At 45.6% G+C, this 15346-nt stretch carries 18 protein-coding genes; 12 read left to right on the top strand and 6 right to left on the bottom strand.

Annotated features, from left to right (window positions below; all coding sequences use genetic code 11):
• Nucleotides 1–87: 87 nt before the first annotated feature.
• From cytR to rraA, 6 genes are all read left to right on the top strand, one after another.
• Nucleotides 88–1095, top strand: a complete 1008-nt coding sequence (gene cytR / locus AACV12_RS14985; RefSeq protein WP_170900646.1) for a DNA-binding transcriptional regulator CytR — start codon at nt 88–90, stop codon at nt 1093–1095.
• A gap of 102 nt (nt 1096–1197) precedes the next feature.
• Nucleotides 1198–1740, top strand: a complete 543-nt coding sequence (locus tag AACV12_RS14980) for an SPOR domain-containing protein (protein ID WP_170900644.1) — start codon at nt 1198–1200, stop codon at nt 1738–1740.
• Nucleotides 1741–1860: 120 nt separating this feature from the next.
• Nucleotides 1861–2427 (top strand): ATP-dependent protease subunit HslV, encoded by a 567-nt coding sequence (hslV, locus tag AACV12_RS14975; protein ID WP_010317615.1) that lies wholly within the window; start codon nt 1861–1863, stop codon nt 2425–2427.
• A gap of 35 nt (nt 2428–2462) precedes the next feature.
• On the top strand, nt 2463–3794 hold the full coding sequence (gene hslU / locus AACV12_RS14970; RefSeq protein ID WP_094124733.1) for an HslU--HslV peptidase ATPase subunit: 1332 nt from the start codon (nt 2463–2465) through the stop codon (nt 3792–3794).
• Between the two features lie 122 nt (nt 3795–3916).
• On the top strand, nt 3917–4834 hold the full coding sequence (locus AACV12_RS14965; RefSeq protein WP_017043197.1) for a 1,4-dihydroxy-2-naphthoate polyprenyltransferase: 918 nt from the start codon (nt 3917–3919) through the stop codon (nt 4832–4834).
• Between the two features lie 76 nt (nt 4835–4910).
• Entirely contained in the window at nt 4911–5432 is a 522-nt protein-coding gene (rraA, locus tag AACV12_RS14960; protein WP_026027418.1) for a ribonuclease E activity regulator RraA, read from the top strand.
• A gap of 105 nt (nt 5433–5537) precedes the next feature.
• Here rraA and AACV12_RS14955 read toward each other — a convergent pair whose 3' ends face one another.
• Together AACV12_RS14955 and tpiA are read right to left on the bottom strand one after the other, a co-directional pair.
• Nucleotides 5538–6875, bottom strand: a complete 1338-nt coding sequence (locus tag AACV12_RS14955) for an MATE family efflux transporter (RefSeq protein ID WP_170900642.1) — start codon at nt 6873–6875, stop codon at nt 5538–5540.
• Nucleotides 6876–7022: 147 nt separating this feature from the next.
• Entirely contained in the window at nt 7023–7796 is a 774-nt protein-coding gene (gene tpiA / locus AACV12_RS14950) for a triose-phosphate isomerase (protein ID WP_026027419.1), read from the bottom strand.
• A 292-nt stretch (nt 7797–8088) separates the two neighbouring features.
• Here tpiA and AACV12_RS14945 point away from each other — a divergent pair, with 292 nt between their 5' ends.
• Both AACV12_RS14945 and AACV12_RS14940 read left to right on the top strand, forming a co-directional pair.
• Nucleotides 8089–8436 carry a 5-carboxymethyl-2-hydroxymuconate Delta-isomerase gene (locus tag AACV12_RS14945; RefSeq protein WP_017043199.1) on the top strand — a complete coding sequence of 116 codons (348 nt, stop codon included), beginning with the start codon at nt 8089–8091 and terminating at the stop codon, nt 8434–8436.
• 17 nt (nt 8437–8453) lie between these two features.
• Nucleotides 8454–8879, top strand: coding sequence for a DUF805 domain-containing protein (locus AACV12_RS14940; RefSeq protein WP_029190043.1), 426 nt, complete (start codon nt 8454–8456; stop codon nt 8877–8879).
• A 76-nt stretch (nt 8880–8955) separates the two neighbouring features.
• On the opposite strand, the gene AACV12_RS14935 is transcribed toward AACV12_RS14940, so the two are convergent.
• A complete protein-coding gene (locus AACV12_RS14935; protein WP_013855858.1) occupies nt 8956–9294 on the bottom strand; it encodes a DUF3135 domain-containing protein in 339 nt (112 codons plus the stop codon).
• Between the two features lie 116 nt (nt 9295–9410).
• Nucleotides 9411–10028: a helix-turn-helix transcriptional regulator gene (locus AACV12_RS14930; RefSeq protein ID WP_017043200.1), complete on the bottom strand. Its 618-nt coding sequence runs from the start codon at nt 10026–10028 to the stop codon at nt 9411–9413.
• A gap of 252 nt (nt 10029–10280) precedes the next feature.
• Between AACV12_RS14930 and AACV12_RS14925 the strand changes: the two genes are divergently transcribed.
• From AACV12_RS14925 to AACV12_RS14915, 3 genes are all read left to right on the top strand, one after another.
• Nucleotides 10281–10571: a co-chaperone GroES gene (locus AACV12_RS14925; protein ID WP_010317634.1), complete on the top strand. Its 291-nt coding sequence runs from the start codon at nt 10281–10283 to the stop codon at nt 10569–10571.
• Between the two features lie 69 nt (nt 10572–10640).
• Nucleotides 10641–12275, top strand: coding sequence for a chaperonin GroEL (gene groL, locus AACV12_RS14920; RefSeq protein WP_013855861.1), 1635 nt, complete (start codon nt 10641–10643; stop codon nt 12273–12275).
• A gap of 191 nt (nt 12276–12466) precedes the next feature.
• The gene (locus AACV12_RS14915; protein WP_170900640.1) at nt 12467–13024 is read left to right on the top strand and encodes a VC2662 family protein; all 558 of its coding nucleotides are present in this window, start codon (nt 12467–12469) and stop codon (nt 13022–13024) included.
• A 49-nt stretch (nt 13025–13073) separates the two neighbouring features.
• On the opposite strand, the gene AACV12_RS14910 is transcribed toward AACV12_RS14915, so the two are convergent.
• A complete protein-coding gene (locus AACV12_RS14910; RefSeq protein WP_013855863.1) occupies nt 13074–13547 on the bottom strand; it encodes an MgtC/SapB family protein in 474 nt (157 codons plus the stop codon).
• Nucleotides 13548–13619: 72 nt separating this feature from the next.
• On the bottom strand, nt 13620–14642 hold the full coding sequence (epmB, locus tag AACV12_RS14905; RefSeq protein WP_019282863.1) for an EF-P beta-lysylation protein EpmB: 1023 nt from the start codon (nt 14640–14642) through the stop codon (nt 13620–13622).
• A gap of 33 nt (nt 14643–14675) precedes the next feature.
• Here epmB and efp point away from each other — a divergent pair, with 33 nt between their 5' ends.
• Nucleotides 14676–15242, top strand: coding sequence for an elongation factor P (gene efp, locus AACV12_RS14900; protein ID WP_017043203.1), 567 nt, complete (start codon nt 14676–14678; stop codon nt 15240–15242).
• The last annotated feature ends 104 nt before the right edge of the window (nt 15243–15346 follow it).

Raw genomic sequence — 15346 nt, 5'->3', positions numbered from 1 at the left:
TGGATAACCAGATTTTACAACCGGATTTTATAAACATAACAACGGGTGATTTCAGCCCAGTAACAACTTTTAAAGAGGTTAATTTCTATGGCGACAATGAAGGATGTTGCCCAGCTTGCAGGTGTATCAACCGCCACAGTATCTAGGGCGTTGATGAACCCTGAAAAAGTATCATCTTCAACGCGAAAGCGTGTCGAAGATGCTGTTTTGGAAGCTGGTTACTCACCAAATTCTCTCGCTCGTAACTTACGCCGTAATGAATCTAAAACCATTGTCGCTATCGTGCCTGATATTTGTGACCCTTACTTCACAGAGATCATTCGTGGTATCGAAGATGCGGCGATGGAACATGGTTATTTAGTACTGTTGGGTGATAGTGGTCAGCAGAAAAAGCGAGAAAGTTCGTTAGTTAACCTCGTATTTACTAAGCAGGCCGATGGCATGTTGTTGCTGGGAACTGATTTGCCGTTTGATGTTAGTAAGCCGGAGCAAAAAAACCTGCCACCTATGGTCATGGCATGTGAATTTGCGCCAGAACTTGAGTTGCCGACGGTACATATTGATAACCTTACTTCAGCGTTTGAAGCGGTGAACTATTTGACGCAGCTCGGGCACAAACGCATCGCGCAAATATCGGGGCCAGCAGAGGCCACGCTGTGTAAGTTCCGCCATCAAGGTTATCAACAAGCCTTACGCCGTGCAGGAATTACCATGAACCCTAATTATTGCACTTATGGTGATTTTACTTTTGAAGCTGGGGCTAAAGCACTGCGCCAATTATTGGCGTTATCTGAGCCACCCACAGCCATTTTTAGTCATAATGACAGTATGGCTATCGGTGTCATTAAGGAAGCCAAAAATTTGGGTTTACGCGTTCCACAAGATATTTCAGTGGTGGGATTTGATGATATTCAATTTGCGCTCTACTGCGATCCACCGTTAACGACCATCTCACAGCCGCGCTATGAGATAGGGCGTCAAGCGATGCTCATGATGCTCGATCTTCTTCGCGGTCAAGAGGTTGGCGCAGGTTCTCGACTATTAGAAACCAAGTTAGTGATTCGAGAAAGCGCAGCGCCTCCTCGCTTGAGCTAACCACATGCAGCGCATTTTTGATGCGCTGCAACTCTTTCAGCACTATTAAGTCGTTGGAAACTGCATTAACATTGGCACAAACCATCAACTTTTGAATTCTCTGTGGCTAATAAAGATTATGTAAGGCGCGGTCGTAGTCCGAAAAAGCCGACCCCGAAAAAAACAACTCCACGTCGTAAACCTTGGCGTAGTGGCTTATTGGCACTGTTGCTCGTTTCCGGTTTTGGTTATGGGCTGTTCTTACTCAGCCGTGATCCTGAGCCGCCTCAAGCGGTTGTGGTTCCTACAAAACCAGTCGTAAAACCTAAGCCAGAGAAAGTGATCCCACCGCCTCCAGAGGAAAAATGGGATTACGTGGATAGCTTGCCGAAACGTGAAGTAGAAGTGGTAGCCAAAGAACAAAAAGTGTCTGAAATTCCTTATATCATGCAGTGTGGGGCGTACAAAACTTCGGCACAGGCTGAAAGCCGTAAACTTGATATCGCGTTTCAGGGTTTAAAAAGTGAAATCCGAAAAACGGAAGGCAGCAGTTGGTATCGCGTGGTATTAGGGCCATACAAATATAAGCGTGATGCGCAGCGTGACGAGCATAAATTACAACGCGCTAAAATTGAGCCGTGCGCCATTTGGACTGAACCACAATAAGAGCGATCACTCACCGCATCCAATCGATTCGCGGTGAGTGTTTTTTGTGACTTGAAATCTTCCCCAACCATCCTCATATATTTGCTAACTCCATCGTGAAAACAAATAAGAGGTCCTGTCGTGACTACCATCGTCTCTGTACGTCGTAATAATAAAGTTGTCATCGCCGGTGACGGACAAGTATCGCTCGGTAATACAGTAATGAAAGGCAACGCGCGCAAGGTTCGCCGTCTGTACAATAATCAAGTCTTGGCAGGGTTTGCAGGTGGCACAGCCGATGCGTTTACCTTGTTTGAGCGCTTTGAAAGTAAGCTGCAAATGCATCAAGGTCATCTTACTAAGGCCGCGGTTGAGCTGGCAAAAGATTGGCGTAGTGACCGAGCACTGCGTAAGCTAGAAGCGATTTTAGCGGTGGCTGATGAAACGGCATCACTCATTATTACGGGCAATGGTGACGTCGTTCAACCAGAAAACGACCTGATTGCTATCGGTTCGGGTGGTAATTTTGCCCAAGCTGCGGCGACCGCATTATTAGAAAATACCGATTTAGATGCACGTGAAATCGCTGAAAAAGCACTGAAAATTGCGGGCGACATTTGCGTGTTTACCAACCATTTTCACACTATCGAAGAACTAGAAATACCGGCGGAATTGCTACTGCAACAAACAGTGACCACCGAAAAATAAAGACAGTGTTAGGGTAAAGAATTAAGGAAAATCTGATGTCTGAAATGACTCCACGTGAAATTGTTCACGAATTAAATCGCCATATTATTGGTCAAGATAAAGCCAAACGTTCGGTGGCGATTGCGCTGCGTAACCGCTGGCGTCGCATGCAGCTCGAAGAGAGCTTGCGCGCCGAAGTAACGCCGAAAAACATTTTGATGATTGGTCCAACTGGGGTGGGAAAAACGGAAATTGCTCGTCGTCTCGCCAAGCTTGCCAACGCACCATTTATTAAAGTGGAAGCGACCAAATTTACCGAAGTGGGTTATGTTGGTAAAGAAGTGGAAACTATTATTCGCGATTTAACCGATGTCGCGGTAAAAATGACTCACCAGCAAGCGATGGAAAAAGTGCAATTTCGCGCGCAAGAGCAAGCAGAAGAGCGCATTTTAGATGCTTTATTGCCGCCAGCTCGTGATGCTTGGGGAGAGAATGAAAAGGGCGAAGAGAGCTCGAATACTCGCCAAATCTTCCGTAAAAAGTTGCGTGAAGGAAAGCTCGACGACAAAGAGATTGAAATCAATGTCGCTGTCCCTCAAATGGGGGTTGAAATTATGGCACCTCCAGGCATGGAAGAGATGACCAATCAGCTGCAAGGTTTGTTTCAGAACCTTGCGGGAGATACCAAGAAAAAACGCAAACTCAAAATCAAAGAGGCCTTCAAAGCTTTGACTGAGGAAGAAGCGGCAAAATTGGTCAATCAGGAAGAGCTGAAAGATCAAGCTATTTTTAATGTTGAAAATAACGGTATTGTCTTTATCGATGAGATTGACAAAATCTGTAAACGCGGCGAAAGCTCAGGTCCAGATGTGTCGCGTGAAGGGGTGCAACGTGATTTGCTACCTTTGATTGAGGGCAGTACCGTCTCGACTAAGCACGGCATGGTTAAAACTGATCATATCCTCTTTATTACGTCGGGTGCATTCCAAGTGGCGAAGCCCTCTGATTTAATCCCCGAGTTGCAAGGCCGCTTGCCGATTCGCGTCGAACTTGAAGCATTATCGAGCCATGACTTTAAACGTATTTTAACTGAGCCGAAAGCCTCTCTGACCGAGCAGTATATTGCGCTGATGAAGACGGAAGATGTGAGTATTGAATTCACTGAAGATGGCATCACTCAAATTGCGGAAGCCGCGTGGAAAGTGAATGAAACCACGGAAAATATCGGCGCACGTCGCCTGCATACCGTGATGGAGCGTTTGATGGATGAAATCTCATTTGATGCAACAGAAAAACCTGGCTCCTCAATGATTATCGATGCCGCCTATGTCAAGCAGCGCCTAGGTGAGTTAGTCGAGAATGAAGATTTGAGCCGCTTTATTCTTTAGCGGGTCGAATGGTCAGTACACTGTTTGTAGCCCGTCCAAAGTGACGGGCTTTTTATTGCCGTGTTATACTCGCCAGCAGAACAGTATATACTGACCCCTTTTTTGAACGGCAGTGACCTTGCATGAAGAATTCGCTCCATATCTGGCTTGATGCGGCCAGGCCTAAAACGCTCCCTCTCGCGCTAGTTTCTATTTTAACGGGCAGCGCGTTAGCTTTCTCATCGGGCCATTTTTCGTTGCCAGTAGCGCTGCTTGCTCTGCTTACCGCAACTTTATTACAAATCTTATCCAACCTTGCAAATGATTATGGTGATGCGGTCAAGGGCACGGATAATGAGGCTCGCTTAGGGCCAATCAGAGCGATTCAATCCGGTGCGGTGACGCTCGATGATATGAAGCAAGCGATGCTGATTAACATCACATTGACGGTTATCTCGGGTTTGGTGTTGATTTTTTATGCACTGGATAGCGTGCAAAGTATTCTGGCTTTTGTCGGGCTGGGCGTGCTCGCTATTGTGGCTGCGATTGCTTACACGGTCGGTAACAAACCCTACGGCTATGTCGGCTTAGGTGATTTATCCGTATTCATTTTCTTTGGTTTACTTGGGGTGTCTGGAACCTATTTCTTGCATACCGGCCATGTGGAACCGAGCCTGTTCTTACCCGCGTTAGGCTGTGGCTTATTGGCGGTCGCTGTGCTCAATGTCAACAATATGCGTGATATTGAAAATGATGCAGTTTGCGGTAAAAAAACCGTTGCCGTACGTCTTGGGCAAACGCGTGCCAAGCAATATCACTTTATGCTATTGGCGGGTGCGGTAATCGCTTTTGCTTGGTATTTAGTGATGCAAAGCAGCCCAACGTGGATAAGTTTGCCCTTTTTGTTGAGCATTGTGGTAGTGGTAAAACACAGTAAAGCGGTGTGGGTGAGTGATCAACCTGCGCAGATAGCACCTATGATGCCCGCTATCGTCAAATGTTCACTGATCACCAACTTGTTGTTTGTTGGAATTGTTATAGCTCAAACTCTGACGAGTTAATTGTCGCTTGTCATTGCAATGACTTAATGACCCTATATACTCGGTGAAGATAATTTTCGGCAAGAGAAGAACCATTATGGAATACAACACCTCTGCGTTATGTGATATTTATCTCGACCAAGTCGATGTGGTGGAGCCAATGTTTAGTAACTTTGGTGGAAGCGCATCCTTTGCTGGCCAGCTTACGACGATTAAATGTTTTGAAGATAATGGCTTAATCCGTGAAGTATTAGAGCAAGATGGGCTAGGACGGGTGCTGTTAATTGATGGTGGTGGTTCACTGCGCCGTGCGCTGATTGATGCAGAATTGGCCGCTCTTGCTGAAGAAAATGAGTGGGAAGGCATCGTTGTTTACGGTTGTGTCCGTGAAGTGGATGAACTCGAAGAGATGAGCATCGGCATTCAAGCGCTCGCCTCTATTCCTGTTGGAGCATCCAATCAAGGTATCGGTGAAGTGGATGTGCCTGTCAATTTTGGTGGCGTCACTTTCCTACCTGAAGATTATTTGTACGCTGATAATACGGGTATTATTTTATCTCCTGAGCCTTTAAATGTGGATATGGACTTAGATGATGACCTTGACGAGATTGAAGAGTAGTTTCTCGCGCTGAAAGGCGATGTTTCTAAGTGATAAAGCCAGCATGAATGCTGGCTTTTTTATATTTAGTTCACCACGACGTGCTCAACCAGATAAATGGTAGCATTAGCGAAACAGGTAAGTTCGTTTTAGACGCAGGGCGTAGTAATAACCCAGCAGCCCACCTAAGGTATTGCCTGCGGCAATCCCGATAAACAGCCCTTCGACATCATAGAGATACGAACCTAACCACGCGGCGGGAAGAGTGAACACAAATAGCCGCATCACGCTCCACTGAAAGGCGCGCATGGGTTGATGCAATGCATTCAATCCAGAGACAAGCATCATCACAATGCCTTGAAAGCCATAGCTCAGTGGCACCACCAGCAAATAGTGCCACAATAGATCGCGCACCGAGGGCTCTTGAGAAAATAGGGCTGACAAAGGGATGCTCAGCGGTACCATCATCGCAAAAATTATCAATTGAAATACGATAGAAAAACGCATGCTTAGGAACAGGCCAGCAAAGCTACGCTCAATGTTTTTTGCGCCGATGTTTTGTGCCATAAAGGGAGTCAGTGCTGAGGTTAGTGACATCAAGACCAAAATGAGTATCGACTCAATACGCTGCGCGGCGCCGTAAGCGGCCACGGCAGCCGTGCCATGGCTTGCCAGCATTATCATTAATAGCGCACCAGAGAGTGGATTCATTGCATTGGAGAGTGCCGCTGGTGTGCCCACTTTTAAGATCTGCTGCCAATCATGCCATAAAGTAGGAAAATACGGCCATGCCAATAATTTTTCTCTTTTGATTAAGACATATAGCGATCCGCACAGTGCGCCTAACCAACTGAATGCACTGGCAATAGCAGCACCTTGGATTCCTAATTCAGGGAAAGGGCCATAACCAAAAATCAGCATCGGATCGAGCAGACCGTTAATACAACCTGCGATCATCATAATTTTAGCCGGCGTTTTAGTATCACCTGTGGCTCGAATTGCACTGTTACCAGCCATGGGAATAACGAGCAAAGGAATGGTCAAATACCAAACCTGCATGTATTGCTCAATCAAAGGGATTAAATCGTCAGTGGCACCAAGCAGTAGGAAGAGTGGCTTAATGGTCAGTAACCCCAGAATTGAAGCGAATGTCACCAGCACCACAGCCAGCAACACGCCATGACTAGAAAAACGTGCCGCATTCTTAGCGTCACCTTGACCGAGTAAGCGGCCAATACTCGTCGAAAGTCCAATACCAATTCCCATGGTAATGCAGTTGACCGCAAAGGTGACGGGAAAGGTAAAACTGATGGCGGCAAGAGATTCGGTGCCCAGCAGTGAGATAAAAAAGGTGTCGACCAAGTTAAACATCAAAATCGCGATCAAACCAAAAATCATTGGGATCGTCATTTGAGTGAGCACATTTGGAATTGGGGCGGTTAATAGGCCGTGTTTATCGTGCATTACTGGCAACGTAGGTTAAGCAAAACGTTAGGATACTTGATTCTGGCGATCGCGACTATAGCTGCTAGGATGGGAAGTGTGACGAGAGTGAAGAAACAAAAAAGGCCAGCAAATGCTGACCTTCTTAACGATAATTAGTGTGAATAATTACGCTTTTTTCGCTTCAGCTGCTGCTTTTGCGATAGCTGCAAAGCTTTTCGCATCAAGTGCCGCGCCGCCAACTAGAGCACCATCAATGTCTGGTTGTGCGAAGTAAGCTGCTGCGTTTTCAGGTTTTACAGAACCGCCGTATTGGATAACGACATTCTTCGCGACTGCTTCTGATTTTGCAGCAATGTGCGCGCGAATAGCGGCGTGAATACGTTGAGCATCATCTGCTGTTGCTGCTTTACCTGTGCCGATCGCCCAGATTGGTTCGTAAGCGATGATCGCACCTTCTAGCGCTTCAACACCTTGAGTGTTGATCACAGCGTCAAGTTGACGTGCACATACGGCTACTGTTTCGCCAGCTTCGTTTTGTGCTTCAGATTCACCGATACAAAGTACTGGTGTTAGGCCATTTTCTTTTAGGAATGCAAATTTTTGCGCCACAAATTCATCGGATTCGTTGTGGTATTCACGACGCTCAGAGTGACCAATGATGATGTGTGTTGCACCGAATTCTTTCAGCATTGCTGGAGACATATCGCCAGTGAATGCGCCACTGTTGTGTACGTCGCTGTTTTGGGCACCCAGAATGATCGCGCTACCCGCATCGGTCAGAGTGCGCTCTGCTAGGTCAATAAAAAGTGCTGGTGGAGCAACGGCTACGTCAACACCCGTTACGCCTTCAAGCTCTGCATTCAGACCATTTAGCAGCTCAACAACCATCTCTTTGCTGCCGTTTAGTTTCCAGTTACCCATAACTACAGGATGACGCATAGGAATATCTCCATTATCTATCAAAGTTAAAATGAATGAATGTCAAAAATAAACGTGATTGCGAAAGAATATAACAGATAAAATCGGTCAGATCATGATTCGAGTCATGACTTTATGGGATCTTAAGCAATGCGTGACACCCCTTATCAGTGATCAGATAGACAGAATAGCCGATAATGGCTCGGATTTTACGAGATTAATTGCTATTAGTGGCTGTTAAAAGAAAAGCTAGTGATACCAATAAGGCTCACCAGTGTTGAAATTTGATCATGAATGAAGAAAAGGAATTCGTATGCCCAACCTTGTTATGGAATACTCGAACTCTGTGGATGAGCGTGTGAATGTTCAAGGGTTATTGGAAGATCTTCACCAAGTCGCACTTCGCTGCGGATTATTTGACGCTGACTCAGTGAAATCACGGGCGCTACGCTGCCACCATTGGTGTATTGGTGAAGAAGGCGACAGTGTTGATTTTATTCACCTCAGCTTTGATTTGCTGTCAGGGCGGACACCTGAACAAAAAAGAGAGTTGTCACGTCAATTAATGGCGGTATTGCAACAGCAAGCTAGTCAAGTCAGGAGTCTGACCGTGAATGTGCGTGATATGGATAAAGATTGCTTCCAAAAGGTTGTAAATTAACCATTTTAGGTAACAAAATGTCGATTAAAGAACTGCTATTTTCATTTCAAGGACGCATCGGGCGCAAAGTATTTTGGATGTGGAATCTCTGTTATTACGCGTCCATTATGGGCTTCGCACTCGCTGCAAACCAAATGTTTCCTGCCTATACGCACCTGATCTTGCCGCTGTTTTTGCTAGTGGTGTTACTGCCTGATTTGGCCATCACGGTAAAACGTTGGCATGACAGAGATAAGTCTGCTTGGTGGTTATTGCTTAATGTCCCTTTGGTGATAGGCCGTATGAGTATGCCTTTTGCCAGTGCCGAGATTGCCACTCAAGCCAGTATGACAGAGTCATTGGTATCGCTGGTCGCACTGGTTTGTGGCTCATGGATTTTAGTCGAATGTGGTTTTATGAAGGGAACGCAAAGCCGCAACCGCTACGGACCTGAACCAGAGTAAACTTGATAGAAAAAAATTGATGAAACAACAGGAGGCCAATGCCTCCTGTTGTTTTAAAAAGCTTCAAATAGCGAGGTTAACGCCAGTCGCTGTGGCGCGGCACAAATGGAATGATGGTCGCGCTCGGTTGAGTGCGCGCCGATTCGCCATCTAAGGCATTTCTAAATTTCATCATCTGTTCGCCGAGCTCACGCATCAGCATAACATTAGCATGGACAGGGTTTTTGCATTGGCTCACCACCAAGTCAATGTGACTTTGCTGAGCCCATAACCTGTCTTGCATGTTGTTGGAAGAGGAGAGGATCATCTCTTCACAGATATCTTTTTTCAGTTGCGTAAAGGCATCTGGATTATGTTTGGCAAGTTCAACCAACTCATCAAAAGAAGGTAAGGCCTGTTTTTGAGGGGGCTCCATATCTTTCTCCTTTACACTATTTCTCTGTTGATTATTTTATCAACACAATGAAAGCATAACCGATCAATAAGGTAGGAGTTGGAACGAAATCGCCATTTCTTACTAATGAGACGATCTTAGCGTGGTGTGATTTGATAACGGCAGCGACGCTCACCCATAATGATGTGTTCGCTCCGTTCAACTACATACTGCTCACCGATCAACGTTTGGAAAATATTAAGTTCAGATTGGCACAGGTTAGGGCAGCGTGCCGCAGCTTTACAGATAGGGCAATGGTTCTCAATTAAAGTGTAACCGTTCGTTGATGGTATGAGCTCTGCCATATAGCCTTCTTGCTCACGAAGCGTCACTAGCTTAGCTAGTTTTTCTTCTAAACTGTGGCAATCAATTAATGCTTGTTGATACTGTGCTAATGTGTGAGCTTCACGCTCTGCCGCCACTTTGGCTAGTCCTTCTTTACCAAAAAGGTGCTCAACAGCATCAATCACTTGGATGATTAACTCGCCATGCCGATCAGCAAATTGGTCGTGGCCTTGTTGTGTCAAAGACCAGTGTCGAGTAGGGCGTCCGACTTTTACTTTGACATCATGAAACGCCACAATGCCATCATCTTCCAAACTTTGTAGGTGCTGGCGAGCCCCCATGGTGGTAATACCTAGGTCGTCGGCCAGTCGTTTAGCGGTTACCGCTCCATCGCGTTTGATGGTTTGAAGTATTCGGTCAATGGTTTTCATCGCATTCCTCTGTTTGCCTTATCTATTATGAAGAAGCAGCTTAATAAAGCAAATTATTGACTATACAGGATGAGCCGCTAGTAACTTTTGTCAGCACAGAACCAAGATTCGCTATCAATTCGTTAAATAGATCACAAAATTTTCGCTTTCCCCCCTTGGGATCCCTTGCTTGCTCCCCCACATATCACTCACGAGCTGAGTAATCAGCCTTTTCATAAACCTAACGGAAAATCTAATCAGGAGAGACGACCGATGAACATTCGTCCATTACACGACCGAGTTATCGTTGAACGCCAAGAAGTTGAATCTAAATCTGCTGGTGGCATTGTTCTAACAGGTTCCGCTGCAGAGAAATCGACTCGCGGCGTCATCTTAGCAGTAGGCAAAGGCCGAATCCTTGAAAATGGTTCGGTACAACCGCTGGATGTCAAAGTAGGTGATACGGTTATTTTTGCAGAAAGCTACGGTACTAAAACGGAAAAGATCGACGGTAAAGAAGTGCTCATTATGTCTGAAAACGACATCATGGCGATTGTCGAGTAAGCATTGAGTAATTTTTGCTCTGATTCAAAAACGATTGATTAAAACAGAATTTAGAAAAGGAAATTAAAGATGGCTGCTAAAGACGTTAAATTTGGTAACGATGCACGTATTAAAATGCTAGAAGGCGTTAATATTCTAGCCGATGCAGTAAAAGTCACCCTTGGCCCTAAAGGCCGTAACGTTGTGATAGATAAATCGTTTGGTTCACCTATTATCACCAAAGATGGTGTCACTGTTGCGCGTGAAATTGAACTGGAAGACAAATTCCAGAACATGGGTGCACAAATGGTGAAAGAAGTTGCTTCTCAAGCTAACGATGCCGCGGGTGACGGAACGACAACCGCAACGGTATTAGCGCAAGCGATCATCACTGAAGGCTTGAAAGCTGTAGCAGCGGGTATGAACCCAATGGATCTTAAGCGTGGCATCGACAAAGCTGTCGTGGCGGCGGTTGAAGCGTTGAAAGAGCTTTCAGTACCTTGTTCAGACACTAAAGCGATTGCGCAAGTGGGTACTATTTCTGCGAACTCGGATTCAAGCGTGGGTAACATCATTGCTGAAGCGATGGAAAAAGTGGGCCGAGATGGCGTTATCACTGTTGAAGAAGGCCAAGCACTGCAAGATGAACTCGATGTAGTGGAAGGTATGCAGTTTGATCGTGGTTACCTATCTCCTTACTTCATTAATAACCAAGAAGCGGGCAGTGTTGATCTAGATAGCCCATTCATCCTATTGGTTGATAAGAAAATTTCTAACATTCGCGAACTGCTTCCTGCACTTGAAGCGGTAGCAAAAGCTTCTCGTCCACTACTGATTGTGGCGGAAGATGTTGAAGGTGAAGCATTGGCGACGCTGGTTGTGAACAACATGCGTGGCATTGTAAAAGTTGCTGCCGTGAAAGCACCTGGTTTTGGTGATCGCCGTAAAGCGATGCTACAAGACATTGCTACCCTAACGGGCGGTACTGTGATTTCTGAAGAGATCGGTCTTGAGCTTGAAAAAGTGACCTTGGAAGATCTAGGCCAAGCGAAGCGCATCTCTATCACTAAAGAAAACACCACCATCATTGATGGTGCAGGTGAAGAGCAAGCCATTAAAGGTCGCGTTGCACAAATTCGTCAACAAATTGAAGACGCAACTTCAGATTACGACAAAGAAAAACTACAAGAGCGCGTGGCCAAACTGGCAGGTGGCGTTGCAGTGATCAAAGTCGGTGCAACCACTGAAGTTGAAATGAAAGAGAAGAAAGATCGCGTAGAAGATGCACTGCATGCAACTCGCGCAGCCGTTGAAGAAGGCGTGGTTGCGGGTGGTGGTGTTGCACTGATCCGTGCGGCTGCTAAAGTTGCGGGCCTTGAAGGTGACAACGAAGAGCAAAACGTAGGTATTCGTGTTGCACTACGTGCGATGGAAGCACCAATTCGTCAAATCGTGAAAAACGCGGGCGAAGAGGATTCTGTTGTGGCTAACAATGTTCGCGCTGGTGAAGGTAACTATGGTTACAACGCTGCGACGGGTGAATATGGCGATATGATCGACATGGGTATTTTGGATCCAACCAAAGTGACTCGTAGTGCGCTACAGTTCGCAGCTTCAGTCGCGGGCCTTATGATCACCACAGAAGCTATGGTGACTGAGCTACCGAAGAAAGAAGCGGCAATGCCTGATATGGGCGGCATGGGCGGTATGGGAGGGATGATGTAATCATCCTCTCTCAATAAGAAACCGGAGCTTGCCTCCGGTTTTTTTTTCGCATAATTAGCTCAATCCTGACGTTTGAGTGATCCGACTCTTCTAGACTTCGTCTCTTCACTGATCACAATTTGGTGATGATGTGAGTGAAATAGCGTGAACAAACCCAATATTAACGGTTTCATTGGTCAATGGAGATCTTTATGAAAAAAATACTTTCAGCACTAGCCGTAGTGGCTGCGTTATCTTCTTCTGTTGCGATGGCTGGCACTCCAGTTATGTTTTCTTCCATCAATAACTTCAATGCGCCGGATGAAAATGCGGTATCAGGTGTTCGTGTTGCGGCTCTTTACGGTAAAGTGAATGAAGTTAAAGGCTTAGATCTCGCCGTTGTTGGATTATCTGAAACTGACTCTACGACGGGTGTAAATTTAGGTCTTTTAGGGGCATCGAAAGTCAATCAAGAGATGACTGGTGCTTCACTCGGTTTGTTAAACTGGAATACAGGGCAAACCGTGGGTGCTAACGTGGGTGTAGTGAATCTGACCAACAATGTACAAGGTGCTAACGTCAGTCTAGTGAACTACTCTGAAGGTAATACCATGGTTGATGTTGGTGCAGCAAACTTCTCTGATACATCGAAAGTGCAAGTGGGTTTGTTCAACAAAACCACAAAAATTGAAGGTGTTCAGGTCGGTCTAATTAACTGTGCGGATAACGGTTTCTTTAAGTGTTTTCCTATCATCAACTTTGCTAAATAGCCGATGAATTGAAATCGAAAGAGCAGCATCAAGCTGCTCTTTTTTCACCTTATGTACGACGACGAAAGCGTTGATGGACACCACGGCGCAAACTTTGAAAGCTATTTTCTACCTTATCCACGCCATACAACACACACAATGCTAATACCGTGATAATGATGGATTGCTGTAAGTAACCAAGACCGATCATCAATCCCAGTGATGCCAGTACCCAAATAACAGCGGCTGAAGTGACGCCATGGATTTTCCCATCTTGAGTCATCATCACGCCTGCGCCTAAAAAACCAACCCCAGTAATAATTTGTCCAAGCACGCGAGCTTGATCTAAGGTGTTAGGGGACAGTGATACGGCCATCGCTAGAAAGAGATAAGTCCCTGAGATGATTAATATTGATGTGCGAATGCCCACAGGTTTACCACGGGTTTGGCGTTCAACGCCAATCAGTAACCCATTGATAGCACAGCACAATAATGCAGACCAACTGAATGGACTAAGATCAAGAAATTGTCCGAGAGATTGCATGATGGTTTTCCCAAAAGTATGAAGGTAAGAGTTCGTTGATTGACACCGAACCGCTCTTTTGAAGTTCTGTAATTACTCAAGATGCAGATCGAGTGGCGTTTTACTGGCTCTGCCACCGATTTCTCGAGTTAGCTTAGCAACAAGATAGCCCGAGACTCGCTCAATGACACCTGCCATTATTTCTTTTGCTTTTTGATCACTAACAAAAAAGTGCGCTGCGCCTTGCACTTTATCCAGCACATGCAAGTAATAAGGCAAAATTCCTGCATCAAATAACGTTTCGCTGAGCGCGACTTGCGCGTCAACGCTATCATTAACACCTTTTAACAATACACCTTGGTTGAGTAAGGTAACATTGATGGCGCGCAGACGACTCATCTGCTGTTTGAATTCTAGATTGATTTCATTGGCATGGTTAATGTGCGTCACCAAAATGACTTGTAAGCGAGTTTCACGCAGCAGATCACACAATGCATCGGTGATTCGAGCGGGGATCACCACGGGTAAGCGCGAGTGAATACGCAACCGTTTAATATGAGGCACGCTGCTGATTGCATCGATGAGCCAACGCAGTTCTTCATCTTTTGCCATTAACGGATCACCGCCCGATAAAATGACCTCATTGAGTTCGGGATGCGCGGCAATATAGTCGACACTTTGCTGCCACACCTGCTTTGAGCCTTTATTCTCTTGGTAGGGGAAATGACGACGAAAGCAGTAACGGCAGTTAATCGCACAACCACCTTTGACTATCATTAGCACTCGGTTGCGGTATTTATGCAGCAATCCCGGAATGGCATTGTTTTGTTCATCAAGCGGATCATTTGAGTACCCATCATGCCATTCAAACTCTTCATTGAGTGGTAAAACTTGACGCAACAGGGGATCGTAAGGGTTTCCTTTTTCCATGCGATCGACAAAACTTTGTGGCACTCGTAGTGCGAAGAGTTTGCGTGCGGCAAACCCGTTTTGCCAAAGTGCAGGATCAATCTCTAACTGCTGGAGAAGCTCGGCAGGGTTTGAGATCGCATTCGTTAATTGTTGAAGCCAGTTTTGCTCAACAGAATCAAGTTTTCGGGTTATTATATGCGGCATTGAATTTAACTCGAAGAATGGTAAGAGGAAAAAATGGCTACTGTTAGCACGAATGAATTTAAAGGCGGTCTCAAAATTATGCTTGATAATGAGCCTTGTGTCATTCTCGAAAATGAATATGTGAAACCAGGTAAAGGCCAAGCCTTCAACCGTGTCAAAATCCGTAAACTTCTTTCTGGCAAAGTGTTGGAAAAAACATTTAAGTCAGGTGATTCAGTAGAAACGGCTGACGTAATGGATATCGACCTTGATTATCTCTATAACGACGGCGAATTCTACCACTTTATGAATAATGAAACATTCGAGCAAATTGCGGCGGATAATAAAGCGGTGGGTGAAAGCGCAAAATGGCTAGTGGAAAACAACACCTGCATGTTGACGCTTTGGAACGGTAACCCAATTGCGGTAACGCCACCAAACTTTGTTGAACTTGAAGTGGCTGAAACTGATCCAGGCTTGAAAGGCGATACGCAAGGTACGGGTGGTAAACCCGCTACGTTGGTCACAGGTGCTGTGGTACGTGTGCCACTGTTCATCTCTATCGGTGAAGTGATCAAAGTGGATACCCGCTCTGGTGAATACGTAGGTCGAGTCAAATAATCACCTTAAAGTAAGTAAGAAGGTCGCTCGGTAAGCGGCCTTTTTTATTGCTCCAAAGCTGAGTGAGTGCCGTAATAAAAAAGAGCTGCCGAGGCAGCTCTTTG

This window comes from Vibrio sp. 2-2(8), assembly GCF_963888495.1.
GTDB lineage: Bacteria > Pseudomonadota > Gammaproteobacteria > Enterobacterales > Vibrionaceae > Vibrio > Vibrio anguillarum.
This window is presented reverse-complemented; position numbering and strand designations above follow the sequence as displayed.